This window comes from Bradyrhizobium sp. WBAH42, from assembly GCF_024585265.1.
Classification (GTDB): Bacteria; Pseudomonadota; Alphaproteobacteria; order Rhizobiales; family Xanthobacteraceae; genus Bradyrhizobium.
Genome location: NZ_CP036533.1, coordinates 1,828,263 through 1,852,707 on the forward strand (window position 1 = coordinate 1,828,263; position 24,445 = coordinate 1,852,707).

General features: G+C 64.9%; 24 protein-coding genes. 11 read left to right on the forward strand and 13 right to left on the reverse strand.

What is annotated here, in order from left to right:
* The first annotated feature begins 10 nt into the window (after positions 1-10).
* On the forward strand, positions 11-655 hold the full coding sequence (locus DCG74_RS08530; RefSeq protein WP_172787069.1) for a glutathione S-transferase family protein: 645 nt from the start codon (positions 11-13) through the stop codon (positions 653-655).
* Positions 656-664: 9 nt separating this feature from the next.
* Here the strand turns inward: DCG74_RS08530 and DCG74_RS08535 are convergent, their stop codons facing one another.
* From DCG74_RS08535 to DCG74_RS08550, 4 genes are all read right to left on the reverse strand, one after another.
* Positions 665-1,450 (reverse strand): enoyl-CoA hydratase/isomerase family protein, encoded by a 786-nt coding sequence (locus DCG74_RS08535; protein WP_172787070.1) that lies wholly within the window; start codon positions 1,448-1,450, stop codon positions 665-667.
* A gap of 15 nt (positions 1,451-1,465) precedes the next feature.
* Entirely contained in the window at positions 1,466-2,572 is a 1,107-nt protein-coding gene (locus DCG74_RS08540; RefSeq protein ID WP_172787071.1) for a cyclic nucleotide-gated ion channel, read from the reverse strand.
* Positions 2,573-2,733: 161 nt separating this feature from the next.
* On the reverse strand, positions 2,734-2,952 hold the full coding sequence (locus DCG74_RS08545) for a hypothetical protein (RefSeq protein ID WP_035997220.1): 219 nt from the start codon (positions 2,950-2,952) through the stop codon (positions 2,734-2,736).
* A gap of 193 nt (positions 2,953-3,145) precedes the next feature.
* Complete coding sequence (locus DCG74_RS08550) at positions 3,146-4,591, reverse strand: TAXI family TRAP transporter solute-binding subunit (RefSeq protein ID WP_172787072.1); 1,446 nt, start codon at positions 4,589-4,591, stop codon at positions 3,146-3,148.
* A 398-nt stretch (positions 4,592-4,989) separates the two neighbouring features.
* On the opposite strand from DCG74_RS08550, the gene DCG74_RS08555 reads away from it, so the two are divergent.
* Together DCG74_RS08555 and DCG74_RS08560 are read left to right on the forward strand one after the other, a co-directional pair.
* Positions 4,990-5,337 (forward strand): DUF3307 domain-containing protein, encoded by a 348-nt coding sequence (locus tag DCG74_RS08555; RefSeq protein ID WP_172787180.1) that lies wholly within the window; start codon positions 4,990-4,992, stop codon positions 5,335-5,337.
* Positions 5,338-5,530: 193 nt separating this feature from the next.
* The gene (locus tag DCG74_RS08560) at positions 5,531-5,926 is read left to right on the forward strand and encodes a hypothetical protein (RefSeq protein ID WP_172787073.1); all 396 of its coding nucleotides are present in this window, start codon (positions 5,531-5,533) and stop codon (positions 5,924-5,926) included.
* On the opposite strand, the gene DCG74_RS08565 is transcribed toward DCG74_RS08560, so the two are convergent.
* Both DCG74_RS08565 and DCG74_RS08570 read right to left on the reverse strand, forming a co-directional pair.
* Complete coding sequence (locus DCG74_RS08565) at positions 5,923-6,237, reverse strand: YkgJ family cysteine cluster protein (protein WP_172787074.1); 315 nt, start codon at positions 6,235-6,237, stop codon at positions 5,923-5,925. The genes DCG74_RS08560 and DCG74_RS08565 overlap by 4 nt on opposite strands.
* A 5-nt stretch (positions 6,238-6,242) precedes the next feature.
* The gene (locus DCG74_RS08570; RefSeq protein ID WP_025033709.1) at positions 6,243-6,941 is read right to left on the reverse strand and encodes a YafY family protein; all 699 of its coding nucleotides are present in this window, start codon (positions 6,939-6,941) and stop codon (positions 6,243-6,245) included.
* A 127-nt stretch (positions 6,942-7,068) separates the two neighbouring features.
* Here DCG74_RS08570 and DCG74_RS08575 point away from each other — a divergent pair, with 127 nt between their 5' ends.
* Positions 7,069-7,362, forward strand: coding sequence for a hypothetical protein (locus DCG74_RS08575; protein WP_172787075.1), 294 nt, complete (start codon positions 7,069-7,071; stop codon positions 7,360-7,362).
* Positions 7,363-7,400: 38 nt separating this feature from the next.
* Entirely contained in the window at positions 7,401-8,129 is a 729-nt protein-coding gene (locus tag DCG74_RS08580; protein WP_172787076.1) for a glutathione S-transferase family protein, read from the forward strand.
* 256 nt (positions 8,130-8,385) lie between these two features.
* Here the strand turns inward: DCG74_RS08580 and DCG74_RS08585 are convergent, their stop codons facing one another.
* The 6 genes from DCG74_RS08585 to DCG74_RS08610 all read right to left on the reverse strand — a co-directional run bounded on the left by DCG74_RS08585 (position 8,386) and on the right by DCG74_RS08610 (position 14,834).
* On the reverse strand, positions 8,386-9,537 hold the full coding sequence (locus DCG74_RS08585; protein WP_172787077.1) for an ABC transporter substrate-binding protein: 1,152 nt from the start codon (positions 9,535-9,537) through the stop codon (positions 8,386-8,388).
* Between the two features lie 90 nt (positions 9,538-9,627).
* The gene (locus DCG74_RS08590; RefSeq protein ID WP_172787078.1) at positions 9,628-10,047 is read right to left on the reverse strand and encodes a thioesterase family protein; all 420 of its coding nucleotides are present in this window, start codon (positions 10,045-10,047) and stop codon (positions 9,628-9,630) included.
* A gap of 117 nt (positions 10,048-10,164) precedes the next feature.
* A complete protein-coding gene (locus DCG74_RS08595; protein ID WP_172787079.1) occupies positions 10,165-10,926 on the reverse strand; it encodes an SDR family NAD(P)-dependent oxidoreductase in 762 nt (253 codons plus the stop codon).
* A 233-nt stretch (positions 10,927-11,159) separates the two neighbouring features.
* Positions 11,160-13,043: a feruloyl-CoA synthase gene (locus DCG74_RS08600; RefSeq protein ID WP_172787080.1), complete on the reverse strand. Its 1,884-nt coding sequence runs from the start codon at positions 13,041-13,043 to the stop codon at positions 11,160-11,162.
* 10 nt (positions 13,044-13,053) lie between these two features.
* On the reverse strand, positions 13,054-13,863 hold the full coding sequence (locus DCG74_RS08605) for a crotonase/enoyl-CoA hydratase family protein (RefSeq protein ID WP_172787081.1): 810 nt from the start codon (positions 13,861-13,863) through the stop codon (positions 13,054-13,056).
* 125 nt (positions 13,864-13,988) lie between these two features.
* Positions 13,989-14,834: an SDR family NAD(P)-dependent oxidoreductase gene (locus DCG74_RS08610; RefSeq protein WP_172787082.1), complete on the reverse strand. Its 846-nt coding sequence runs from the start codon at positions 14,832-14,834 to the stop codon at positions 13,989-13,991.
* Between the two features lie 180 nt (positions 14,835-15,014).
* On the opposite strand from DCG74_RS08610, the gene DCG74_RS08615 reads away from it, so the two are divergent.
* The 4 genes from DCG74_RS08615 (at position 15,015) to DCG74_RS08630 (ending at position 20,270) form a co-directional block, all read left to right on the forward strand.
* Positions 15,015-16,511, forward strand: coding sequence for an aldehyde dehydrogenase family protein (locus DCG74_RS08615; protein ID WP_172787083.1), 1,497 nt, complete (start codon positions 15,015-15,017; stop codon positions 16,509-16,511).
* Between the two features lie 119 nt (positions 16,512-16,630).
* The gene (locus tag DCG74_RS08620; RefSeq protein WP_172787084.1) at positions 16,631-17,746 is read left to right on the forward strand and encodes an alkene reductase; all 1,116 of its coding nucleotides are present in this window, start codon (positions 16,631-16,633) and stop codon (positions 17,744-17,746) included.
* 252 nt (positions 17,747-17,998) lie between these two features.
* Entirely contained in the window at positions 17,999-18,502 is a 504-nt protein-coding gene (locus DCG74_RS08625) for a GFA family protein (RefSeq protein WP_172787085.1), read from the forward strand.
* 106 nt (positions 18,503-18,608) lie between these two features.
* Complete coding sequence (locus tag DCG74_RS08630) at positions 18,609-20,270, forward strand: thiamine pyrophosphate-binding protein (protein WP_172787086.1); 1,662 nt, start codon at positions 18,609-18,611, stop codon at positions 20,268-20,270.
* Positions 20,271-20,384: 114 nt separating this feature from the next.
* On the opposite strand, the gene DCG74_RS08635 is transcribed toward DCG74_RS08630, so the two are convergent.
* Positions 20,385-21,764: an LLM class flavin-dependent oxidoreductase gene (locus tag DCG74_RS08635; RefSeq protein ID WP_172787087.1), complete on the reverse strand. Its 1,380-nt coding sequence runs from the start codon at positions 21,762-21,764 to the stop codon at positions 20,385-20,387.
* Positions 21,765-22,034: 270 nt separating this feature from the next.
* On the opposite strand from DCG74_RS08635, the gene DCG74_RS08640 reads away from it, so the two are divergent.
* Positions 22,035-23,420: a M20 family metallopeptidase gene (locus DCG74_RS08640; protein WP_172787088.1), complete on the forward strand. Its 1,386-nt coding sequence runs from the start codon at positions 22,035-22,037 to the stop codon at positions 23,418-23,420.
* A gap of 87 nt (positions 23,421-23,507) precedes the next feature.
* Complete coding sequence (locus tag DCG74_RS08645) at positions 23,508-24,419, forward strand: amino acid ABC transporter substrate-binding protein (RefSeq protein WP_172787089.1); 912 nt, start codon at positions 23,508-23,510, stop codon at positions 24,417-24,419.
* Positions 24,420-24,445: the final 26 nt, after the last annotated feature.

The window sequence follows — 24,445 nt, forward strand, 5'->3', positions numbered from 1 at the left end:
GGAGACTGCCATGACCGATCCGAACCGTATCACCCTATTCTATTCGCCCCAGACGCGTGCCACCGGCACGCGGGTGCTGCTGGAGGAGCTGGGTGCGCCCTACGATCTCGATGTCCTCAACATGAAGGCCGGCGAGCAGCGCAAGCCCGCCTATCTCGCCATCAACCCGCTCGGCAAGGTGCCTGCGGTTCGCCACGGCGAGGCGCTGGTGACCGAGCAGGTTGCGATCACCATCTATCTCGCCGATCTGTTCCCGCAGGCGGGGTTGACGCCCGCTCTGAACGATCCGCTGCGCGGGCCTTATCTGCGCTGGATCGCCTATTACGGGTCGTCGTTCGAGCCGGCCTTGATCGACAAGTTCATGCAGCGTGAGCCAGCGCCGATCACGCAATCGCCTTATGCCGATTACGATACGATGCTGGGTGCGCTCGAGGCCCAGCTGGCGAAAGGACCCTATCTGCTCGGCGAGCGCATGACGGCGGCGGACGTATTGTGGGGCGTCGCCTTCAGCTGGACCATGATGTTCGGCATCGTGCCGAAGAAGGACGTCTTCGTCCGTTATGCCGAGCGCATGACGGCCCGGCCGGCGTTCCAGCGCATCAATGCCGCCGACGCCGAGATGGCGGCGCAGCATGCCGCTGTGGCGGGCGGATGAGAGGGCGCTTCAAAACCGCGGTGCCCGCTTCTCGGCGAATGCCTTGATGCCTTCCTTGATCTCGTCGCCGCGCATGCTGTCGCGGTGGCGCCGGTCGGCGGCGGCTTCGTCGAGCTCGCCGCGGGCGAACTCGTTGATCGCGCGCTTCATGCCGCGCATCGCCTGCGGCGCGTTGCCGGCGAGGATCGCAGCGAGCTTGTCGACCTCCTCGTCCAGGAATTCCACCGGCACCATCGCCGTGAGATAGCCGATGCGCAGCATCTCCGGCGCGCTGATCTTCTGCGCGGTCAGGAACAGCTTCTTCGCATTGTCGACGCCGAGGCGGGTCACGTAGCGTTTGATCCCGCTCGGGTAATAGTGCAGCCCGAGCCGCGCCGCCGGCATGAACATTTCCGCGGTATCGACGCCGATGCGGAAATCGCAAGCGAGCGCGAGGTCGGTCGAGCCGCCATAGACGCCGCCATTGAGCCGGCAGATCGTCGGCACGCCGAGATCCTCGAGCCGGTTGACCACCGCCTCGAAGGCGGAGCCCGCGCTCTGCTGCTCGCTCGCGCTGACCGCGCGTTCCGCCACTGAATTGAGATCGTAGCCGGCGGAGAAGGCGCGCCCGGTTCCGGTCAGCACCAGCACGCGAATATCGGGATCGGCCTCGATCCGGTCGAACAGTCTGACGAGCTCGTCGAGATCCTCCGCCTGCAGCCGGTTGAGATGTTTCGGCCGGTTGAGGCGGATGGTGGCGCGGGCGCCGGTGACTTCGAGCAGCGGGCCGGTGGCTGCGTCGGCTGTGTCCGACATTCTTGTCTCCATTACTTACTTGTTTTCGCGCGCGCGCCGCTTTGCTTCCGCATCGATGGTTTCGGCGAGATCCGGATGCCGTGCCATCAGCACGCGGAAATCGACGAGGTCGAGCACCAGCAGCTGCGACACCTTCGTGGTCGAGACGTTGGCCCCGCGCTTGTTGTTGCCGAGCAGCGCCATCTCGCCGAAGAAGGCGCCTTCGCCGAGCTGCACCTTCTTGCCGGGCAGATCGACCTCGACCTCGCCGGCAGCGATGAAATACATGCAGTCGCCCTGCGCACCTTTGCGGATGATCGTGGTGCGCGCCGGCAGCTCGATGGTGCGCAGCATGTGGGTGACGTCGGCGATCGCCGCCGGTCCCAGGGTTGCGAAGAACGGCACCTTGCTGACGGATTCCCAGGTCTTGAGGAAATTGTCGCGCCGTGTCTCCGCGGCAAAGCCGGTCGCCAGGATACCGGTCCAGAGGCCGAACACGCCGAGGCCCGAGATCATCACCAGCGCTGCCACCAAGCGGCCAAGCGGGGTGACCGGCACGACGTCGCCATAGCCGGTCGTGGTCAGGGTCACCACCGCCCACCACAATGCGCTCGGGACGCTGCCGAATGTCTGCGGCTGCACGTCCCGCTCCAGGAAATATTCAGCGACGGAGGCGAGGAAGACCACCATCAGGAAGATCACGAGCACGCTGACCAACGGCCCCGATTCCAGCACCAGAACGCGGCGCAGCTGCCGCAGACCGGGAATGCCCGGCACCACCTTCAGCACCCAGAGCACGCTGAGCAACCAGGCCGTCTTCGGCTCGACGCCGAGGAGAAGCGCGGCCGGTACGGCCAGCGCCCCGATCGCATCGACGATGCCGGCGGAGGAGGAGACGTAGAGCGAAAGCCGCCCGTGCCGCGCCATATGGCGCAGTCGCACCAGCCATTCGAACACGAAATAGGCGAGGCAGGTCCAGAGCAGGGCGCCGACCCAGCCCCACGCCTCTTTGGCCCGGTTGTCCGTCAGCAGCACCATGCCGAGCACGCCGACGGTCACCGCGACATAGGCCGCCTTGGTCATGTTGCGGCCGGCCGTGGCGGCCGCGAACTGGGCCAGAGCGGAGATCAGCGGCTTGGACATGCGAAGAAGGCTATTCGGTCTCGGGGCAGGTCTCGAGGCCCCGAATGGGACGTCGGCGCCAAAGTGCCTGCCCGGGCGGAGGCCGTCAACGACGGTGCAGGTCGTTTTGCCGGCGTCGCTGCGCCGGGCCCGCCGTCGGTGCCGCCATCGCCGGCGGGGTGCTACCTGAAATGTGGCGGCTCGTCGTAGCCGCGGCGACTGCTGAAGAACAGCAGCACCATCAGCCCGACGCCGACGATGACGGAAAACCCCGCGCCCAGCGCCAGTGCCACATAGCCTTCCGTCGGGATCGGCTCACCTTCGACCGCCATTGCGGAATAGGCGAAGTAGCCGGCCGCCGCCAGCATTGCCAGAAGGAGGATGATGAGGAGTGCACGCATGCCGCGTTCTCCGGTTGCAACCGGAAACCAACGGTTGCGAATGGGCAGGGTTCCAGACGGCGTGCCGCAGAGTCGGGGACCCTGTGGCAACGCAAATCGTGGAAGTTCCTGGGTCCCGGCTCAACGCTGCACTGCCTTCGGCATTGCAGCTTGTCCGGGACACGAGAAAGGCGGGTCGTCCAATCCGGCGGTATCAGGCGCTCTGGGCGGTCTTCACCACCACGACGTTGCTGTCGTCCAGCGGAGCCGGCCCGGCATCGCGCCCCGTCTTGTCAGCCTCGCCGGCATGACGTTTCAGATAGTCGCGGCGCATGCCGATCTCGTCGCGGACGAACTCGTAGCCGAGCTTGAAGGTGTCGAGCCCGTCGGTACTGATCGTGCCGTCCCTGAGGCCGATGACGGCACCGCGCAAGATGGTCTCGAGCTCATCCTGGAGACATTCGAGCTGATCCAGCGAGTGGGCGTGCTCGATCCGCTCGCCGATGTCGAGGATGGCGGTCGAGAGCTCGCTGGCCTTCTCCGGCGCGATACGGGTGATCTTGGCGTAGATCGCGGCGAAGATCGAGCCGATGATGCTGAGCGCTGCGGCGCCCAGATACATCAGGTCGCTGTATTTATCCATGAACGACTTGGTATCGTCGTTGATGTAGTCGGCGGCGCCCCGATGCGCGATCACGAAGGCGTCCTTCTCGACCGAGGCCGGCTCGATCCTGGTGGCAAAGCCGTTGTCGAGCCCGAGCGCCGACTTGTTCTCGTAGACGATGCGCGCGAGCTCGCCGGCCGTGGTCGGGGACATCCTGGATTGCGCGACCAGCAGCCATTCGAGCCCGATCGTGTCGAGATCGTCGTCGGGAATCTGCGGGGACGTCGACACCGAGCCCGCTGTCACGGTCTCGTCGGAAATGCCGGGGAATTTGCGCGCCAGCGTCTTGGCTTCGTCGATGGCGTTCAGCGTGAAGCCGCCGCGCTTGGCGGCTTGCTCGTAGGATTTGTCCCGGATCGCCTTCGAGGCATGGACGATGGCGATCACTGCGCTGAAGCCGTTTGCCGGGGCAAACAGCTTGTCGAGCGTCGCGCCCTGCGGCGCCATCTGGATTTTCGTAGCCTCGGGACCATCGGGGACGTCGAGGATGCTGCGCACGAAGGCGAGCGAGGATTCGTTCTCGGCGACGACGGCGACTTTCTTCTTCTTCAATTCGGCGAGCGACTTGATCTTCTTGTTGCCGGGACCGAGCAGGAGCACGAGATCGTGCTCGAGGATCGCGAGTGTACGCGCCCGCAGCGGCACCTTTGCGTCCGTGCGCAGCACGGCGAGGTCGGCCTGCCTGCGGTCGAACTGCGCGAGCGCCTTGGCATTGTCGGCGTTGCTGACGATGTTGATCCGGAAGCGCGATGCGTTGTTCTTCAGGAGGGCGGCGAGCTTGGCTGCGAACAGCGCCTCGTCGCTGTTGGGACCGCCGACGGCGAAGGTCAGCGTCTCCGAATTGTGCACCAGCGTGCGGCCGGCCCAGACGGTGGCAAGCGACAGCAGCAGGGTCAGCACGACGTAGAGGAAAACCTGCTGCTGGTTGGTCTTGATCACCTTGGGACGCCGGGGCGGTGGCACGGTCGGCGATGCAGTGGGGCCTTCAGTACTCATGGCAGCACTCTGGCCTTATCGTTTGGCTGACGGCGCCTGGCTTGGAAGCGCAGCCGGCCCGGTAATTCGTAAACGCCTGAAAAAAGAACGATATTCCCGATCGCCGATGATAGCGCGAAGGGAGCGGAATGCAAATTTCGAGCCGGAGGTAACCTTACTCGAGATGTCCGCGGCGATTGGTCATCCTATCACCAGTTAGCCACACTTGGCGATTTTCCAGTTCCACCCGGCTGCATTCCGCCGCGGGAGATGTCATAAATCACGCGTCCCGGCGATTTGACCGGTCCAAGAAGAAGTTGCGCTGAACGCTCCAATTCTTCTCGTCACGTCAATGAGGCGTCAGCTTGTCGTTTCCACCCATGTCATCGGCGATTCCGGTTGAAGCGCTCATTGGCTGGATGTCGCTGCTCACCTTCAAGCACGTCATCGCCGATTTCGTTCTTCAAACCGCCTGGATGGCGCACGGCAAGGACCAGAAGCATGGCTGGGCCCTGCCGCTCCTGGTGCACTGCCTGGTCCACCTTGCCGTCGCGCTGCCGCTGATCGTGATCGTGGCGCCGAGATTCTGGTTCGTCGCCTTCATCGACTTCGCGATCCACATCACGATCGACCGCGCCAAGGGATTCGTCTCCGCCAATTTCGGCGTCGACCTCGCCCATCCCTGGTTCTGGACCCTGATCGGCGTCGACCAGGCGCTGCATCACCTGACCGGCTTCGGCCTCTCCATCTTCATGGCGGCGAACTGAGGCCTGCGGCCCAGTGGCCAGACGTGGATGGCCGGGACAAGCCCCGGCCATGACGCTGTGGTGGCGTTTGCGCTTCACTGCGCCACTCTGATTCACGGCAAGGGCGCAAGCACCCCGGGTGACTACCGGGCAGCGTGGTTAACCTTTCGTTAGAGAATTGCGCTGCATCTTCCCCACACGAGGGAGAACTGCAATGTTTTCAAGCCGCGATGCCTTTGAAAGCGATTTCTGCCCGGTCCGCGACGAGCTCCTTGGCGAGATGTATCGCGCCAGCGAGAGTGGCCTGCCGAGGCTGGTTGAGAGTGTTTCCCCTGACGTGCGCGCCAGGCTGGCGCTGTTCTGCTACCACCGCAGCCATTTGCACTCGCTGGCGGTCGCGATCGCAGCGAGCTGCAGCGAGCGCGACCTGATCGAGAATGGCGGCCGCGTCGGCTCGACGCTCTTCGCGCTGTCGCGCGAACGCACGGCGAAAGCTTCAACGTCGCTGTCGGGAGGGCGCAAGCCGATCACGCTGTCGACCAAGCCGCTCTCGGTGCTTGCACCGCTCGATGACGAGCTCGACGACGAGATCGAAGCGGTTCCGGCCTAAGAGATCTCGATAACGGGCAGGCCGAACTTCCGCCGCGCCATCGCGCATTCGGCGTCGCCCGGCATGCAGGTGCGGCACACCTCCGGCCGCACGTCATAGATACCGCAGGCCGTCGTCTTTCCGATCTCGCCTTGCAACGCCGCGCAGCGATCGCCCTCGCAGCGCATGCCCGATTGCCGGTCGTTGACGAGCGCCGCCGGGATCAGCGCAAGCTCCTCGTCGCTCTCGATCGAGAAGCGCGGCCAGTTCTGCGAATAGCCGCAGCAGGCACCGCAGCCCTGGCAACAGCTCGACAGCTCGGTCTCGTCCATCGTCCTCACGTGTCCTTCGGCGGACCCCAGACCAGGCTCTGCCGCCATCTCGCGCGCAGCACGTCGCGCCGCTCCGGATATTTCTCGTCGAGATAGGTCGCCTCGACCACGCGGTCGGTGCGGAAGCTGCGGAAGTCGCCGCGCAGCTCGCACCAGGCCGCCAGCAGCCGCACCGCTTCGAGATAGCCGACCGAGATCGGCCAGATCATGCGCTCGCTGGGGCGGCCCTGCTCGTCACGATAACGCAGCATGATCTTCTTGCCTTCGTGGATCTGGGTGCGGGTGCGCGCCATGTCCAGGCGGTCGGGTTCCCGGTTCCAGCTCGGCCGCGCCCGGCTCGCCGGCTCCAGCACGAAGGGGCGCAGGCGCTCCGGCACGGTGTCGGCAATCTTGGCCATCAAGTCTTCGGCCGCGCGCGCCAGCGCGGAATCGGCGTGCCCGGCGACCCATTGCGCGCCCAGCACGGCCGCCTCGATCTCGTCGGGCGTCAGCATCAAGGGCGGCAGGTCGAAACCCTTTTCCAGGATGTAACCCATGCCGGCTTCGCCGCGGATCGGCACGCGCTGGCCGATCAGGGTTGCGATGTCGCGATAGATGGTGCGCTTCGAAGTCTCGAGCTCGGCCGCGATCGCGTCCGCCGTCAACGGCTTACGCGTGCGTCTCAGCACCTGGATGATTTGAAACAGCCGGTCGGCGCGTCTCATGACAGGTCTCTTGTCGCTGCTTTTTCTAAGGTGGTGTTTTCAGAAGGCGGCGCGCGGCTGCTGACAGGATGTTGGCAGCAGGGGAGTTCTATACCGGGACAACACATCGACTGAAGAGGATTTGTCCATGATCATTCCAAACCATTTCGGCCAGGCCGGCCCGTTGTGGCGGAGCCAGCCTTTCCAGGTCCAGCCTTTCCAGGTCCAGGCACGGCAGGCTTGGGCCTTCAGCCGCCTCGTCTCGCTCGACGTCACAACAATTGTCGACCTCCGCCTTGCGCTCGCGACCGCCGCGACGCGATCGCTGGTCCATGCTGCGGACGCGCTGGTCCGCCATGTGATGGGCCGCGCCTGGCGAGGGGCCCGCTTCGCAGAAGATATCACGGCTGCTGCCACCATGGTGGCAGCAGCCGGCCGCTAGGTTCCTTCCACTCGTTCGACAGGTTCAGGAGAGCTTGCATGATCACGCTTTACGGCTTTGGCGCCGGCTTCGGCCTGCCGGAAATCAGCCCCTTCGTTACCAAGACCGAGGTGCAGCTCAAGATGGCAGGACTACCTTACCGGAAAGAGCGGGCGATGCCGCCGGCTTCGCCCAAGGGGCAGCTGCCCTTCATCGACGACGGCGGCGAGGCTGTGGCCGATTCCACGTTCATCCGGGCCCATATCGAGCGCCGCTACGGCTTCGATTTCGACGCCGGCCTCTCCCTGGCTGAGCGCGCGCAGGCCTGGGCGTTCGAGCGCATGATCGAGCATCACGTCTATTGGGCACTGGTCGGCGCGCGCTGGGTCGATCCGGTCAATTTCGCCAAGGGTCCTGCGCATTTCTTCGACGGCGCGCCCGAGCACAATCGCGAGAAGCTGCGCGAGGATGCGCAGTTCCGCGTCGCCGAGAACTATCTGCTCTCCGGTCTCGGCCGTCACGCGCCGGATGACGACGTCGATCTTGCCGTGCGTTCGCTGTTCGCGCTGTCGGTGCAGCTCGGCGACAAGGCGTACCTGATGGGCAACAGGCCCTGCGGCGTCGACGCGACCGCCTTCGGCGCGCTGGCCGGAATCCTGACGCCGTTCTTCGAATCCGCCTTGCGCGAGCGCACAGAGGGATTTCCGAACCTCACCGCCTATGTCGACCGCATGATGGACGATTATTATCCGGAGTTCGCCTGGACCCCGCTGCGGCAGGCGGCGTAGCCCCGGTGCATCGGCAGACCCGGTGTAACCTCTCCCGCTTTCGGGAGAGGTCGGCGCGAAGCGCCGGGTGAGGGCTTTCTCCTCTGGGGATTGTCTCTGCAGGCCTCGGACGGTCCCAACGCGGAGGCACCCTCTCCCCAACCCTCTCCCGCAAGCGGGAGAGGGGGCGCAGCAACGCTCGTAGCCGTAGCTCGATCCACACATGAAAAGAGCCGGCCCGTCGGGCCGGCTCTCGTTGTCTCAAATCTCGCTACGCCTACTTCACCAGCGTGTACTTGCCGTCCTTCACGGTGAGCAGGATGCGCGAGCGCTCGTCGAGGCCGTAGCGGTCCTTTTCGGTGAAGTTGTAGACGCCCTGGCTCGCCGCGAGTTCCTTCTCCGTCAGCAAGGCCTGGCGGATGGCTTCGCGGAATTCCGGCGTGCCGGGTTTTGCGGTCTTCAGCGCGGTCGGGATGATGCGCTTGAGGATCTCGAAGGCATCGTAGGAGTGACCTGCGAACTGGCTGCGGCTGTTCGGGCCATATTTGGCCTCATACGCCGAGTTGAGCGCGAGACCCGGCTTCTTGGTGGCGGCTTCATCCGGCTGGTCCTCGGGATCCATGACGGGACCGGAGGCCATCAGCACGCCCTCGGCCGCTTTGCCGGCGATGCGGATGAAGTCCATGCTGGCGGCGCCGTGGGTCTGGTAGATCAGGCCCTTGTAGCCGCGTTCGCGCAGCTCGGTCTGCGGCAGCGCGGCCGCGGTGCCGGAGGCGCCGACCAGGATGGCATCGGGATTGGCGGCGACGAGCTTGAGCACCTGACCGGTCACGGAGGTGTCGGGACGGGCGAAGCGCTCTTCGTCGACGATGGTCATGCCCATCGGCACGGCCTGCGCCTTCAAATCGTTGAACCAGAGGTCGCCGTAGGAATCGGAATAGCCGATGTAACCGAGCGTCTTCACGCCCTTGGCCTTCATGTGGTCGTACAGCACCTTGCCGACGATCGGAATCGGCTGCGGCATCGCCACCGACCACTTCATGCGCTCGGGCGTGATCGGGAACGGCGCCAGACCAAAGTGCGGGATACCGGCTTCATTGGCGACGTTGGAGACAGCAATGGTCGGCGGCGTCAGCGCCGAGCCCATGATGATGTCGGCCTTGGATTCGGTTACGAAGCGGCGGGCGTTGGTGGTGGCGGTGGTGGGATCGCCGCCGTCGTCGAGCACGATCACCTTCAGCGGCACGCCGCCGATCTCCTTCGGCACGAATTCCAGCGCGTTGCGCTCGGGAATGCCGAGTGCGGCGCCCGGGCCGGTCGTGGTGGTGGTGATGCCGATGGTGACTTCGCTGGTCTGGGCCAGCGCAGGCAATGCCGGCAGGGCCAGCGCAGCCGCAGTGATGGCAGCGGTCAAATAAAAGCGTTTCATCTATTCCTCCCTTGACGTGTTTATTTGAAAGCAGAAATCGCGGGGTAATTCAGCCCCCTCTTTTGGTGATGCGGCGATTTAGCTCCGGACTTAACTCCCCGTGAATTTGGTGACCATTTCCGCCGGGAATGGTGCGGATTTCAGCTTGTCGGGATTATCGGGATCGCGGCCGACCAGGACGCGGGTCTCGAAACCCTCGATCGCGAGCGCCTCGCCCTTGTAGACGTTGTGCTTCACCTCGAAGCTCGAGCGCTTGATGCTCTCGATTCTGGTCTCGATGGTGATCCAGTCGCCATAGGTCGAGGGGATGTAGAACTTGGCCCGCGTGTCGACCATGGGAATGCCCACCAGGCCGTATTTGCGGACCAGGTCCTGCTTGGAGAAGCCGGCGGCCTCGAACAGGGTCGAGGTCGAATCGTCGAACATCGCGAAATAGCGCGGGTAATAGACGATGTTGGCGGGGTCGCAATCGCCCCACTGGATCTGGACCTCGCGCCGGTTCACGAACATGGCTTATGCATCCACTAGCGCTGTGATAGGGCAGGGCCCCTCACCCGGCGCTGCGCGCCGACCTCTCCCAATGGGAGAGGTAAGGTCGAAGTCGCTGCTGCAATCCCGCTCATCAGTTTACTTCGGCGCCATGCGCAGCGAGCCGTCGAGGCGCACCACTTCGCCGTTCAGATAGGCGTTCTCGACCATGTGCAGCGCGAGCGCGGCGAACTCGTCGGCCTGGCCGAGCCGGCGCGGGAAGGGGATGGCGGCGGCGAGCGAGTCCTGGGCCTCCTGCGGCAGGTTCGCGAGCAGCGGCGTCAGGAACAGGCCGGGCGCAATCGTCAGCACGCGGACGCCGAACTGCGCGAGCTCGCGCGCGATCGGCAGCGTCATGCCGACGATGCCGCCCTTGGAGGCCGAATAGGCGGATTGGCCGATCTGGCCGTCATAGGCGGCAACGGAGGCGGTGTTGATGATGACGCCGCGCTCGCCGGTCGCCTGCGGCTCCAGCTTGGACATTTCGGTGGCGGCCAGACGCAGCATGTTGAAGGTGCCGATCAGGTTGACCTTGATCACCTTGTCGAAATCGGCAAGCGCCATCGGACCGTCGCGGCCGACCACGCGCTTGGCAACGCCGATGCCGGCGCAATTGACCAGCACGCGCGCCGGGCCATGGGCCTTGGTCGCCTGCGCGATCGCGGCTTCAGCGGAGGCGGCATCCGAGACGTCGCAGGTGACGGCAACGCCCTTGATCTCGGCGGCAACGGATTCCGCAAGCTTGGTGTTGAGGTCGCACACCGCGACCTTGGCGCCCTGCGCGGCCAGCTTTCTTGCGGTGGCCGCGCCAAGTCCTGATGCGCCGCCGGTGACGATGGCTGCCTGATCCTTCAACAACATGGCGTTCTCCTTTGATCGTTCTTATTAGGTGCGACCGGATCGGCCGGTCTGCTCCCTCTCCCCGTTCTTACGGGGAGAGGGTTGGGGTGAGGAGCTTGCTTCCGCGAATGCGGTGGCAGTGGGACTCGCGGCGGCTCCCCGTCACCCGAATTTGCGCTTTGCGCAAATTCGACCTCTCCCCGCAAGCGGGGAGAGGTGAAGAAAGAGCCGACTGGTTCATCCTAATTGTCATCTTAGCCGACCGATATCACACGGTTCGACGGATTGGCAGCGTAGAGCTCCTCGATCAGCTCGCCGCGATGCTCAAGCACCGCGCGCTGGTTGATCGAGCCCTTGTCGGTGACTTCGCCCTTGTCGATCGAGAGCGGCGTGTCCATCAGGATCGCGCGCGTGATCCGCGTCGAGGAACCCGTGGCCTGGCCGAGGAAACGGGTCAGGCGCTCGCGGAAAGCCTCGCGCACCAGGCGGTCGCGTGTCGCGACGACGAGATCGTCGGGCGGCAGCGTCGGGTTGATCAGGCGGCAGCCGTCGAGATCGAGCACGACCAGCGCGGAGACCTCGTCGCGGTTGATGCCGGCGATGACGACGTCGCGCACCAGCGGCGCGCAGGCCGCGGTGAGGCGCGCGCGCAGCGGGCCGACGCTGACCCAGGTGCCGCTCGCGAGCTTGAAGTCCTCGCTGACGCGGCCGTCGAAATCGAAGCCGGCATTGAAATCATCGGGATCGGCGGGCTTGAGCGCGTCGCCCATCTTGTAAAATCCTTCCTCGTCGAAGGATTTTGCGGTGATGTCGCCTTGGCGCCAATAGCCGGGCATCACGTTCGGCCCCTTGGCGCGCACTTCCAGCTTGCCGTTGTTCGGCACCAGCTTGGCGTCGTTGCCGGAGACGGGCAGGCCGACATGGCCGGAACGGCTGGTGCGCGGATTGACCGACATGAAGAACGGCGCGGTCTCGGTCGCACCGAGACCGGTCAGCATCGGCACGCGATAGCCCTTCTCCTTCGCCGCGAGCTCGTCGAGGCTGTTCCAGACGAACGGCGACAGCGCCGCGCCGGAGAAGAACATCGCATGCAGCCGGTCGAAGAACTTGGCGCGCAAGCCCTGGTCGTCGCGCAAATAGGGCAGCAGTGATTCGTAGCCCTTGGGCACGTTGAAATAGACCGTCGGCGAAATTTCCCGGAGATTGCGCACGGTCTCCTCGATGCCGCCAGGCACCGGCTTGCCGGCGTCCAGATACATCGAGCCGCCGTTGTAGAGCGTCAGGCCGATATTGTGATTACCGCCAAAGGTGTGATTCCACGGCAGCCAATCGATGATGACCGGCGGCTCGTCCTTGAGGAAGGCGAGCGTCTCGCGCAGCATCACCTGGTTGGCGCAGATCATGCGCTGGGTGTTGATGACGGCCTTGGGATGGCCGGTCGAACCCGAGGTCAGCAGGAATTTTGCGATCGTGTCGGGGCCGATCCTGGCGTGGACGTCGTCGAGATCGCCACGGATCGGCGTCGCCATGAGATCGGCGAGCAGGGTGACGTCGCGGCCCGGCACGTGCCCATAGGACGCGGCGATCTCGGTGCCGAGCGAGACGTTGGCGGCGAGCGCATCGGCGAACTTGTCGGCATCGTCGGCGAAGACCAGGCCCGGCGTCAGCAGCTTCATCAGATAGGACAGCTTGCCGTAGTCCTTCGACACCAGCGAATAGGCTGGCGACACCGGGCAGAACGGAACGCCGGCGTAGAACGCGCCAAAGGCGAGGAGCGCGTGGTCGATCGAATTGCCCGAGAGGATGACGACCGGCCGCTCCGCCGACAGGCCGCGCGCAATCAGGCTTGAAGCGATGTGCCGGCTCGCGGTGAGCAGCTCGGCATAGGTGATCTTGCGCCAGCCGCGACCACCTTCGCGCTCGGCCATGAAGACGCGGTCCGGCGTCGTCGTGGCCCAATGATGCAGGCGGTCGGTGATGCGGACCGGGTAGTCGCCGAGCGGCTGCTTTGGCCGCAAGTAAATCGTGCCGTCGTTGCGCCGCTCGATGTTGACGACGGGATCGCCGAACGAGATGGGCCGCAGCGGGAAATCGCTCGCGCCGCGCTCCATGCCGGAAGAGGATGGCTCCGCGCTCATGACTTTACGCTCATGATTTGGGCTTCACCTTCGCGGTCTTGTGCTCGAGGAATTCGCGGATCCGCCGTTTGGCCTCCTTGTCGCTCTGCGCGACGGTGGCCATCAGCGACTCCATCAACAGGCCGGTCTGCGGATTGGCCTCTGCGATCATCGGCAGCGCCTGGAGCACGGCAAAATTCGTCAGCGGGGCATTGGACGCCACCTTGGTCGCAAGCTCAAGCGCCTTCCCGAGCCCGTTGCCGGCCTCCGTCAGATATTGCGCGAAGCCGTAGGACGCGCCCTCGGTCGCGCTGTAGACGCGTCCCGTCAGCATCATGTCCATCATCCGGGCAACGCCGATCAGCCGCGGCAGCCGCACCGAGCCGCCACCGCCGACGAAAATGCCGCGCTGCCCCTCTGGCAGCGCGAAATAGGTCGAGGGCTCGGCGACGCGGATATGGGCCGCGCAGGCCAGCTCCAGCCCGCCGCCGATCACGGCGCCCCTGAGCGCTGCGATCACGGGCACGCGGCTGTACTGGATGCGGTCGAACACCCGGTGCCACATCTGGGAATGCAGCAGCCCGCCGGTGGCGTCGTGCTCGGTCAGCTCGGAGAGGTCGAGGCCTGAGGAGAAATGGTCGCCGATGCCATGGATGACGACCGCGCCGATGTCCTCGGGCAGGTTCGCAAAGCACTCGCCGATTTCCAGGATGATGCCGTCATTGAGCGCATTGCGCTTGGCCGGCCGGTTCAGACCCACGGTCAGAACCCGGTCCGCCCGCTCGATCCTCAAAAGCCCGGAGGCGCCCGCGTCCGCGGTCTCGGCGTTTCCCTGTGTCATTTGCGTCCTTGTCAGAATAGTTATGTTGTATAACGAATTTTGAGGGAGTCAAGGTGGGGGCACAGCCAGGTGGCGGGGCCCACCCTCTCCGCGAGCACCGGGGCCAGCGACAGAGCGGTGCGGGCCTACTCTTGCGCCACAAACTTGGCGAACGCGTCGCCGTAATCCGGGTGCCATCGCGACAATGGCGGGCGGTTCTCGACGATGTCGCCGGCGGCCCACAGCATGCGCTTCTCGTCGAGCGCCCGCGGCACGTCATTGTCCGGGCAGAGAATGTAGAAATCGCCGGCCTCCAGCCGCGCCAGCATGAAATCGACCGTCTGCTCCGGCGTCCAGGCGCCGGCCGGCTTCTCGGTGCGGCCCTTCGCGGTCAGGCCGGTGAAGACGAAGCCTGGGATCAGCAGGTGTGCCGTGACGCGACAGTCCTTCGTGTTGCGCAACTCGTGCTGGAGCGCCTCGGTGAACGCCTTCACGCCGGCCTTCGAGACATTGTAGGCGGGGTCGCCCGGCGGCGTGGTGATGCCCTGCTTGGAGCCGGTGTTGATGATGAGGCCGCATTTGCCGCGCGCGATCATGTTCGGCGCGAAGATGCGCGAGCCGTTGATGATGCCCCACATGTTGACGGCGATGATGCGCTGCCAATTGTCCGGCGCGTCGAACAACGTGCTGCCGGGCTGAATGCCGGCATTGTTCATGAGGACGTCGGTGCCGCCGAACCGCTCATGGACTGCGCGCTCGAGTTCCGTCACGCTCTCAATCTTGCTGACATCGACGGCCGAGGTCATCACGTTCGCGGCCGACGTAACGGATGACAGTTTTGTTGCAGCTTCTGCCAGGCGTGCCTCGTCGACATCCGCGATACACACTTTCATTCCAGCGCGCGCAAAGGCCGCAGCGGCGGCAAATCCGATGCCTGCTGCGCCACCCGTGATCACGGCAACATTGTCTTTGACGATGGCGGGATGTGACATGGATCGTCTCCGTGGAAAGCCTTCAGTCGAGCTATAGCATGGCAGCGATGCGACCCTGCACAAGTCGGCATGGGAGGTCTTCGTTCCGCGCTGCCTTTACGCTGATCAGGCACGGCTGTATCCTTTGCAGAACGATCCCGCCCAGATCGAACCAACCAATAACCGACAGGGAGTGCAGCCATGGCTGTGTCGCAGGCTATTCCGATCGCGCGCCATCCGTTCGCAAACGGGTCCTACAAGCAGATGCTGATCGACGGGAAGTGGGTCGATGCAGCCTCGGGCAAGCGCTTCGAGACCCGCAATCCCGCCACCGGCGAGCTGCTCGCAACCGTCGCCGAGGGCGACAAGGAAGACATCGATCGTGCGGTCGCGGCCGCCCGCCGCGCCTTCGAAGGTCCGTGGAGCAAGGTCAAGCCGTTCGAGCGGCAGAACTTGCTTCTGAGGCTCGCCGACCTCGTCGAGAAGAATTTCGACGAATTGTCGCAGCTCGATACGCTCGACATGGGCGCGCCGCTGAGCCGCACCCGTGCCTACCGCCTGCGCGCCGTCGGCATGCTGCGCTATTACGCCGGCCAGACCACCGCGATTCACGGCGAGACCATCGAGAACTCGCTGCCCGGCGAAATCTTCTCCTACACGCTGAAGGAACCGGTCGGCGTCGTCGGCGCGATCATCCCCTGGAATGGCCCGCTCACGGCGACGATCTGGAAGATCGGTCCTGCGATCGCGACCGGCTGCACCGTGGTGCTCAAGCCGGCCGAAGAAGCACCGCTGACCTCGCTGCGCATCGCCGAGCTTGCGATGGAAGCGGGCGTGCCGCCCGGCGTCATCAACGTCGTTCCCGGCTATGGCGAGACCGCGGGCGCGGCGCTCGCTTCGCATCACGACGTCGACAAGGTCGCCTTCACCGGCTCGCATGTCACGGGCCAGTCGATCATCCGTGCCTCGGCCGGCAACCTCAAGCGCGTCTCGCTCGAGCTCGGCGGCAAGTCGCCGGACATCGTGTTCGCCGATGCCGATCTCGACGCCGCCGTGCCGGGCGCGGCGATGGCGGTGTTCGCCAATTCGGGGCAGATCTGCAGCGCCGGCACGCGCCTGTTCGTCGAGCAGTCGATCTACGAGGAGTTCGTCGGCCGCGTCGCCGAGTTCGGCAAGAAGCTGCAGGTCGGCAACGGCCTCGATCCCAACGTGCAGATCGGCCCGCTGGTCTCCGAGCAGCAGCTCGAGCGCGTCACCGGCTATCTCGATATCGGTCAGAAGGAAGGCGCCCAGGCGCTCGCCGGCGGCGGCCGCGTCACCGAAGGCGCATTGTCGAAGGGCTTCTTCGTCTCGCCGACGGTGTTCGCGGGCGTCCAGGACAACATGCGCATCGCGCAGGAGGAGATTTTTGGCCCCGTCATCTCCGCGATCGCGTTCAAGGACATGGACGAGCTGGTCAAGCGCGCCAACAACACCACGTTCGGCCTCGGCTCCGGCCTCTGGACGCGCGACGTCAGCAAGGCCCATGCGGTGGCGAAACGCTTGCGTGCCGGCTCGGTGTGGGTCAACTGCTACCAGGCGATGGATCCGGCCGTGCCGTTCGGCGGCTACAAGATGAGCGGCTATGGCCGCGAGTCCGGCAAGCAGCACGTCGAGGAATATCTCAACGTGAAGGCCGTCTGGATCAAGACGGCGTAGCATCCATTCCTTCCCGCGTTCCACGAGGGGGAATATCTATTTTTGCAGGGGCGGCGCCTTTTCGAAGGGCCGCCCCTCGCTATATGATCCGCATCCTTCCATAGAAAGTCGGTGTCAGCATGAAATTCGAGGCGTTGTTCAAGCCGTTGCAGGTCGGTCCGTACAAGCTCGCCCATCGCGTCGCGATGGCGCCGTTGACGCGTATGCGGGCCGAGCGCGAGAGCTTTTCGCCGCGCTCGCTCAACGCCGAATATTACGGTCAGCGCGCAACGAAGGGCGGTTTGCTGGTCGCCGAAGCTTCGCCGGTGCTCTCGCACGGCCGCGGCAACCCGGCGACACCCGGCATCTATTCGGACGCGCAGATCGCCGGCTGGCGCAAGGTGGTGGATGCCGTGCATGCCAAGGGCGGCATCATCTTCCTCCAGCTCTGGCATGTCGGCCGCGTCTCGCATTCCTCCTTCCACGGCGGTGAACTTCCGGTTTCGGCCTCGGCAATCCCGATCAAGGCCGAAGGCATGAAGGCGATGACGGCGGACGGCAAGATCGCCGAGTACGAGACGCCGCGCGCGCTGGAGACCGAGGAGGTCAAGGGCATCGTCGAGGCGTTCCGGCAGGGCGCCACGAATGCGCTCGCCGCCGGCTTCGACGGCGTCGAGATCCACGGCGCCAACGGTTATCTGCTCGAGCAATTCCTGCAATCGCGCAGCAACCACCGCACCGATCAGTATGGCGGCGGAATCGAGAACCGCGCGCGCCTGCTGCTCGAGGTCACGCAGGCCGCGATCGACGTCTGGGGCGCGAACCGCGTCGCCGTGCGGCTGTCGCCCCACGGCATCGCCAATGATTCCGGCGAACCCGACCCGATGCCGCTGTACACGCATGTGGTAAAGGCGCTCGACAAGCTGGGTCTCGCCTATCTGCATTTCATCGAGCCGCGCTCCAGCGGCACCGGCCGCGCCGATGTCCACTGGGAGAACGTGCCCTCCGCCATGATGCTGTTCCGCCCGCTCTACAGCGGCATCTTGATGACGGCCGGCGGCTTCACCGGCGAGACCGCCAACGCGGCGATCGCGGAAGGCCACGCCGACATCATCGCCTTCGGTCGCATCTTCATCTCCAATCCGGATCTGCCGCGGCGCCTCGAGCATGATTATCCGATCACGCCGTACAACCGCGCGACGTTCTACGGCGGCGAGGAGAAGGGGTACACGGATTATCCGGAGCACGTGAGCTGACGCGGGCGTAATCTCTTCCGTCATTCCGGGGCGATGCGCAGCATCGAGCCCGGAATCCATTCCTCCGCCTGAACTTGTGGCTCGATGGATTCCGGGCTCGCGACTTCGTCGCGCCCCGGAATGACGATCTTGATTTCTGCGCGACCGCCACCACAATTCCGTCATTGCGAGCGCAGCGAAGCAATCCAGACTGCCTCCACGGAAAGATTCTGGATTGCTTCGCTGCGCTCGCAATGACGACGGAGAGAGACGATGGCCAAAGCCGCAGCCGCCGCAGGGATCGCCACCGGCCAATGCCTCTGCGGCAAGGTCACCTTCGAGATCGACGTGCCTGCGCGCTGGGCCTGGCATGATCATTCCGCCGCCAGCCGCCGCGCCCACGGCGCGGCCTACGCAACCTATGTCGGAAGCTGGAAGAAGCGCTTTCGCATCACCGCCGGCAAGTCCGCGCTGACCCGCTACGAGGACAAGGCGACGAAGACCGCGCGCAGCTTCTGCTCGCATTGCGGCACGCCGATCATGTACGAACGTCCGCGCGGCCCGCACATGGTCAACATCCCGCGTGCGCTGTTCAATGAGCGCACCGGCCGCCAGCCGCTCTATCACATCGCCATCGAGGAGCTGCAGGAATGGGCCTATACCGGCGAGCCCCTGGTGCCGCTGAAGGGCTTTCCCGGCGTCGTATGGCAGCGCTCGAAAAAGAAGAAGCGCCCGGGCGGCGAGGATCCGTTCGAACTCGGTCGCGAGGAGATGTAGCGCCTCTCCCGCGCAACGCAGCCATGACAGCGCTTCCTTGCGCGTCTGCCGACATCTCGGCCATCATGCCTCGTCCTTGCGGCAACGGTCCGCTCCTGGAGGAAACATGAAGAACAAGATCACCGGCCGCTCCGCCTTTCTCGCGCTGCTCAAGGACGAGGGCATCACGCATCTGTTCGGCAATCCCGGCACCACCGAGCTGTCGATCATGCATGCGCTGAAGGACCATCCCGATCTCACCTATGTGATGGCGATGCAGGAGAGCCTCGTGGTCGCGATCGCCGACGGCTACAGCCGCGCTTCGGGTAAGCTCGTCGCCTGCAACGTCCATGTCGCGCCCGGCCTCGGCAATGCGATGGGCTCGCTCTACAACGCCCAGTTCACGGGCACGCCGATGATCTTGACCGCGGGCCAGCAGGAGCAGGGCCACGGCCTGATGGAGCCGGTGCTCTATGGTCCGCTGGTGCGCATGGCGGAGCCGCTGGTGAAATGGGCGGTCGAGGTGACGCGGCTGGAGGACCTGCCGCGCATCGTGCGCCGTGCCGCCAAGGTGGCGATGACGCCACCGACCGGGCCTGTGTTCATCTCGCTGCCCGGCGACATCCTCAACAGCGAAGCCGGCATCGATCTCGGCCGCTCCACCCGCATCGATGCGCGCACGAAACCATCCGACGAGGCGCTGAAGGCCTTTGCCGCACGCCTGCTCAAGGCCGAGCGTCCTGTGATCGTCACCATGGACGAGGTGGTCAAGAGCGATGCGCTGAAGGAAGCCGCCGAACTGGCGGAGCTGCTCGGCGCTGCGGCCTATCAGTCCTCGACACCGTACGGCTCGCACTTCCTCTCGGAAAGCCCGAGCTTCGTCGGCACGCTCGCGCGCGTGCAGAAGACCGCGCGCGATACCCTCGCGCCGTACGATCTGCTGATCGCGCTCGGCGGCGATCCCTTGCGGATGTCGGTCTACAGCGAGGTCGACGCGCTGCCTGACGGCCTCGGCATCGTGCAGATCGGCCTCGTCGATTGGGAGATCGCCAAGAACTACGGTGCCGAGATCGCGCTGAAGGCCGATTTGAAGGAAACGCTGCGCGCGCTGATCCCGGTGCTGAAGGAGATGGGCGGCGCGACCCTCGCGAGCCGCGCAAGGCAGCGTCTCGCCGAGCTCGCGCCGAAGAACTGGACCGCGCGCCGCGCCGCTTTGGTCGAGCAGATCGGCAAGAGCGCCGGCCGCACGCCGATCGATCCGGACTTCCTCGTGCTGCAAATGATCGAGGCCATGCCTGACAACGCCATCCTGGTCGATGAAGGCCTCACCTCCAGCCGCCAGGTCACGGCCCTGCGGCCGCATCGCGATCGCTACGGCTATCACGGCCTCGCCTCCGGCGGCATCGGCTGGGGCCTGCCGGCCTCGGTCGGGGCCAGCATTGCCAATCCGGATCGACCCGTCGTGTGCTTCTCCGGCGATGGCAGCGCGATGTACTCGATTCAGTCGCTCTGGACTGCCGCCCACCACAAGCTGCCGCTCAACGTCGTCATCGCCAACAATGGCGGCTATCGCATCATCAAGCAGCGCCTGCTCGCCTTCCACGGCGACGACAATTACGTCGGCATGGATTTCGTCGATCCGCCGGTGGATTTCGCTGGCATGGCGAAAGCGCTCGGCTGCGAGGCGATCAAGGTCAGCGATCCCCGCGAGCTGAGGGCGACGCTGACGTCGGCGTTCAATCGGCCGGGGACGAAGCTGATCGAGGTGATGGTGGACGGGAAGGTGTAGGGCAGGCTCTGTCCCCCGTCATTGCGAGGAGCGCAGCGACGAAGCAATCCAGAATCTCTCCGCGGTGACAGTCTGGATTGCGTCGCTGCGCTCGCAATGACGAGGAGGAGGCAGCTAGCCCTTCCTCCCCACGCGATAGCCCGCCGCCGGGTGTGGCGCATCGAGCCTTGCACGCCCGCCACCGAATAGCTTCTCCCGCAACGTGCCCTTGGCATACTCGCTCTTGTACCGTCCCCGTCGCGTCAGCTCCGGCACCAGCATGTCGGCGATGTCCTCGAAGTCGCCGGGCGAGATCGCGAACGCGACGTTGAGCCCGTCGACGTCGGTCTTCTCGAACCAGTCCTCGATCTTGTCCGCGACCATCTCGGGCGTGCCGACCACGACCGGGCCGGCGCCGCCGATGCCGACATGCTCGATGACGTCGCGCACGGTCCAGACGCGGTCGGGATCGGCGCGGGTGACGTTGTCCATGGCGCTGCGGCCGGCATCGTTCTGGACGTGCCGCACCTGCTGATCGAGGTCGTAGCCGGAGAAGTCGACGCCGGTCCATCCCGACATCAGCGCCAGCGCGCCTTCGGGGCTGATGTGGCGGCGATAATCGGCGTATTTTTCCTTTGCCTCAGCTTCCGTCCGTCCGAGGATGATCGTCATCATCGAGAACATCAGGATCTCGGCCGGGTTGCGGCCGAGCGCGGCGGCCTCCTGCCGGATCGCAGAGACGCGCGGCGCAATCACCTTGGCCGACGGTCCCGACATGAACACGCACTCGGCATGCCTGGCCGCGAACTGCCGGCCCCGTGGCGAGGTGCCGGCCTGGTACAGCACCGGCGTACGCTGCGGCGAGGGCTCGCTGAGATGAATGGTGTTGTTGATGCGGTAATTCGCGCCCTCGTGATTGACGCGATGAACCTTTGCCGGATCGGTGAAGATGCCGCGCTTGCGGTCGCGCAGCACGGCATCGTCCTCCCAGCTGCCCTCCCAGAGCTTGTAGACCACATCCATATATTCGTCGGCGATGTCGTAGCGGTCGTCATGCCCGGTCTGCTTGTCCTTGCCCGCGCCGCGCGCGGCGCTGTCGAGATAGCCGGTCACGACATTCCAGCCGATCCGCCCCTCGGTGAGGTGATCGAGCGTCGACATCCGCCGCGCGAACGGGTAGGGCGGCTCGAACGACAGATTGCTGGTGACGCCGAAGCCGAGATTTTGCGTCACTGCGGCCATCGCCGACAGCAGCAGCAGCGGCTCGTTTGACGGCGTCTGCGCTGCATTGCGCAAAGCTGCGTCAGGGCTGTTGCCATAGACGTCATAGACGCCGAGCACGTCCGCCAGGAACAGCCCGTCGAAGCGGCCGCGCTCCAGCGTCTTGGCCAGATCGATCCAATAGGGCAGGCGATTATAGTCGGCGGTGCGGTCGCGCGGATGGGTCCACAGGCCCGGCGACTGGTGCGCGACGCAATTCATCGCAAAGGCGTTGAGCCTGATCTCTTTGGCCATGCTGGTCCCTCGACGCCCTGTACTGAGCGCTCTTCGAATGATAGATGTGCGCCCGAACTTGGCGAACTTCTTGCATATCGCTTGCGCTTGGCAAGGCCAAAGTCGGCGTCGCAGCTGCGCTTGGCAGGCCAATCCTAGTGAAGCAAGAACGAAATCCCAAGAGAGCTATAAGAAGACAAGAGAACTACAAGAGCAATCCAAGTCCCCGCCACTTTCGAAGGCCAACCCATGTCGGTAAGGTCCTTCGTCTCACAGCCTCGAAAAGCAAGTATGACCAGAGCCGACGCCATCGCCCGCGCCCGTGAGGATTTCAAGTCCGGCGCGTTCCTCGCTGAACTCGACCGCCGCGTCGCCTACAAGACCGAGAGCCAGAATCCGCAGCGCGGCCCCGAGCTGCGCGCCTATCTGGAGCAGGAGATGCAGCCGGCCTTCGCCGCGCTCGATTTTTCCAGCCGCATCGTCGAATCCCCGAGCGGCAAGGCGCCGTTCCTGTTCGCCGAGCACCACGAGAGCGCGTCTGCGCCGACCGTGCTGGTCTACGGCCATGGCGACGTCGTCGACGGCATGGAAGGCGAGTGGCGCGATGGCCGCGATCCCTGGCGCACCAATGTTGCGGGGACGCGCCTTTACGGCCGCGGCACCGCCGACAACAAGGGCCAGCACAGCATCAATATGGCGGCGCTCCGCGCAGTGCGCGACGCGCGCGGCGGCAAGCTCGGCTTCAACGCCAAATTCATCATCGAGATGGGCGAGGAGATCGGCTCGCCCGATCTCGGCAAGGTCTGCGATCTCCATCGCGACGCGCTCAAGGCCGATTTGTTCATGGCCTCGGACGGGCCGCGCCTCTCGGCCGATCGGCCGACGCTCTTTCTCGGCTGCCGTGGCGGCATCCGCATCCATCTCGACGTGAACTTGCGCGACGGCGGCCACCATTCCGGCAATTGGGGCGGCGTGCTCGCCAACCCCGCGACCATCCTGGTCAACGCGATCTCCACCCTGGTCGACGGCCATGGCCGTCTCCAGCTCGATGCGCTGAAGCCGCCGCGCCTCACCAACCAGATCCGCAGCTATCTTGCCGACGTCGAGGTGGTCCCGACCGCGGACGAGCCCGCACTCGCGGAGAACTGGGGCGAGGAGGGGCTTTCGGCCGCCGAACGGCTCTACGCCTGGAACACGCTGGAGGTGCTGGCGATGTCCTCAGGCAATATCGAGAAGCCGGCCAACGCTATTCCGGGCCAGGCCAACGCCGTGCTGCAACTGCGTTTCGTGGTCGGGACGAAGGTCGAGGGGCTGATCGAGGCGATCAGTGCCCACCTGGTCGGACGCGGTTTTCCGATGGTCGAGGTGCGCGCGGCGCAGAGTTTTGCTGCATCGCGCACCGATTTCGACAGCCCGTGGATCAAATGGGCCGCGGATTCGGTGCAGGAGACCACCGGCAAGGCGCCGGCCGTGCTGCCGAATTTCGGCGGTTCGCTGCCCAATGACGTGTTCTCCGAGATCCTCGGCCTCCCGACGATCTGGGTGCCGCACTCCTATCCCGGCTGCTCCCAGCATGCGCCCAATGAGCACATCCTGCTGCCATTGACCGAAGAGGCCTTGACGGTGATGGCCGGGCTGTTCTGGGATCTCGGCGAGTTGCCGGCGCCGTTAACCTGAGCCGTTAATCCAGCCGAAAGTTACATTCTAATCCGGCCCGATTTGTGCTTGCATCCGGGCCGCACCATCCGAAAGGGGAAGTAAAACGTGAAACATTTCCGTCACATCGGGCTCGCGCTCGCCGCGACCTTCGTCGTCAGCCAGGCCGGGGCCCAGGAGCTGACCGGCACGCTGAAGAACATCAAGGACACCGGCGCGATCACGCTCGGTTTCCGCGACTCCTCGATCCCGTTCTCCTATCTCGACGACAACCAGAAGCCGGTCGGGTTCGCGATGGACATCTGCTACAAGATCGTCGACGCCGTGAAGAAGGAGCTCAAGCTCGACAAGCTCGAGGTCAAGCTCAACCCGGTGACGTCGGCGACCCGTATCCCGCTGATGGCTAACGGCACCATCGATCTCGAATGCGGCTCGACCACCAACAATGCCGAGCGCCAGAAGCAGGTTGCCTTCACCAACACCCACTTCCTGACCGCGAGCCGCTACGTCTTCAAGAAGTCGAGCGGCCTGAAGTCGATCGAGGACCTCAAGGGCAAGACCGTGGTCTCGACCGCCGGCACCACCAATATCAAGCAGCTCACCGAGGCCAACGTCGCCAAGGGCCTCGGCGCCAACATCATTCCCGCCAAGGATCACGCCGAGGCCTTCCTGATGGTCGAGACCGATCGCGCGATCGCCTTCGTCATGGACGACATCCTGCTCGCGAGCCTCGTCGCCGGCTCGAAGTCGCCGGGCGATTATGAGGTCTCCAAGGACGCGTTCTCCAAGCCCGAGCCCTACGGCATCATGCTGCGCAAGGACGACGCGCCCTTCAAGAAGGTGGTCGATGCTGCGACCGCCGCGCTCTACACCTCGGGCGAGGCCGAGAAGATCTACAACAAGTGGTTCACCCAGAAGATCCCGCCGAAGGGCCTGAACCTCAACACGCCGATCTCGGCCGAGCTGAAGAACGAGTTCGCCAAGCCGACGGACTCGCCGAACCCGGACGATTACAAGTAAGATGCATCATCCGCCTCTCCCCGTTT

Excerpts from the sequence above, each read along its gene's own strand:
- DCG74_RS08530 (WP_172787069.1), top strand. The coding sequence starts at position 11 with ATGACCGATCCGAACCGTATCACCCTATTCTATTCGCCCCAGACGCGT.
- DCG74_RS08535 (WP_172787070.1), bottom strand. The coding sequence starts at position 1,450 with ATGTCGGACACAGCCGACGCAGCCACCGGCCCGCTGCTCGAAGTCACC.
- DCG74_RS08540 (WP_172787071.1), bottom strand. The coding sequence starts at position 2,572 with ATGTCCAAGCCGCTGATCTCCGCTCTGGCCCAGTTCGCGGCCGCCACG.
- DCG74_RS08545 (WP_035997220.1), bottom strand. The coding sequence starts at position 2,952 with ATGCGTGCACTCCTCATCATCCTCCTTCTGGCAATGCTGGCGGCGGCC.
- DCG74_RS08550 (WP_172787072.1), bottom strand. The coding sequence starts at position 4,591 with ATGAGTACTGAAGGCCCCACTGCATCGCCGACCGTGCCACCGCCCCGG.
- DCG74_RS08555 (WP_172787180.1), top strand. The coding sequence starts at position 4,990 with ATGTCGCTGCTCACCTTCAAGCACGTCATCGCCGATTTCGTTCTTCAA.
- DCG74_RS08560 (WP_172787073.1), top strand. The coding sequence starts at position 5,531 with ATGTTTTCAAGCCGCGATGCCTTTGAAAGCGATTTCTGCCCGGTCCGC.
- DCG74_RS08565 (WP_172787074.1), bottom strand. The coding sequence starts at position 6,237 with ATGGACGAGACCGAGCTGTCGAGCTGTTGCCAGGGCTGCGGTGCCTGC.
- DCG74_RS08570 (WP_025033709.1), bottom strand. The coding sequence starts at position 6,941 with ATGAGACGCGCCGACCGGCTGTTTCAAATCATCCAGGTGCTGAGACGC.
- DCG74_RS08575 (WP_172787075.1), top strand. The coding sequence starts at position 7,069 with ATGATCATTCCAAACCATTTCGGCCAGGCCGGCCCGTTGTGGCGGAGC.
- DCG74_RS08580 (WP_172787076.1), top strand. The coding sequence starts at position 7,401 with ATGATCACGCTTTACGGCTTTGGCGCCGGCTTCGGCCTGCCGGAAATC.
- DCG74_RS08585 (WP_172787077.1), bottom strand. The coding sequence starts at position 9,537 with ATGAAACGCTTTTATTTGACCGCTGCCATCACTGCGGCTGCGCTGGCC.
- DCG74_RS08590 (WP_172787078.1), bottom strand. The coding sequence starts at position 10,047 with ATGTTCGTGAACCGGCGCGAGGTCCAGATCCAGTGGGGCGATTGCGAC.
- DCG74_RS08595 (WP_172787079.1), bottom strand. The coding sequence starts at position 10,926 with ATGTTGTTGAAGGATCAGGCAGCCATCGTCACCGGCGGCGCATCAGGA.
- DCG74_RS08600 (WP_172787080.1), bottom strand. The coding sequence starts at position 13,043 with ATGAGCGCGGAGCCATCCTCTTCCGGCATGGAGCGCGGCGCGAGCGAT.
- DCG74_RS08605 (WP_172787081.1), bottom strand. The coding sequence starts at position 13,863 with ATGACACAGGGAAACGCCGAGACCGCGGACGCGGGCGCCTCCGGGCTT.
- DCG74_RS08610 (WP_172787082.1), bottom strand. The coding sequence starts at position 14,834 with ATGTCACATCCCGCCATCGTCAAAGACAATGTTGCCGTGATCACGGGT.
- DCG74_RS08615 (WP_172787083.1), top strand. The coding sequence starts at position 15,015 with ATGGCTGTGTCGCAGGCTATTCCGATCGCGCGCCATCCGTTCGCAAAC.
- DCG74_RS08620 (WP_172787084.1), top strand. The coding sequence starts at position 16,631 with ATGAAATTCGAGGCGTTGTTCAAGCCGTTGCAGGTCGGTCCGTACAAG.
- DCG74_RS08625 (WP_172787085.1), top strand. The coding sequence starts at position 17,999 with ATGGCCAAAGCCGCAGCCGCCGCAGGGATCGCCACCGGCCAATGCCTC.
- DCG74_RS08630 (WP_172787086.1), top strand. The coding sequence starts at position 18,609 with ATGAAGAACAAGATCACCGGCCGCTCCGCCTTTCTCGCGCTGCTCAAG.
- DCG74_RS08635 (WP_172787087.1), bottom strand. The coding sequence starts at position 21,764 with ATGGCCAAAGAGATCAGGCTCAACGCCTTTGCGATGAATTGCGTCGCG.
- DCG74_RS08640 (WP_172787088.1), top strand. The coding sequence starts at position 22,035 with ATGACCAGAGCCGACGCCATCGCCCGCGCCCGTGAGGATTTCAAGTCC.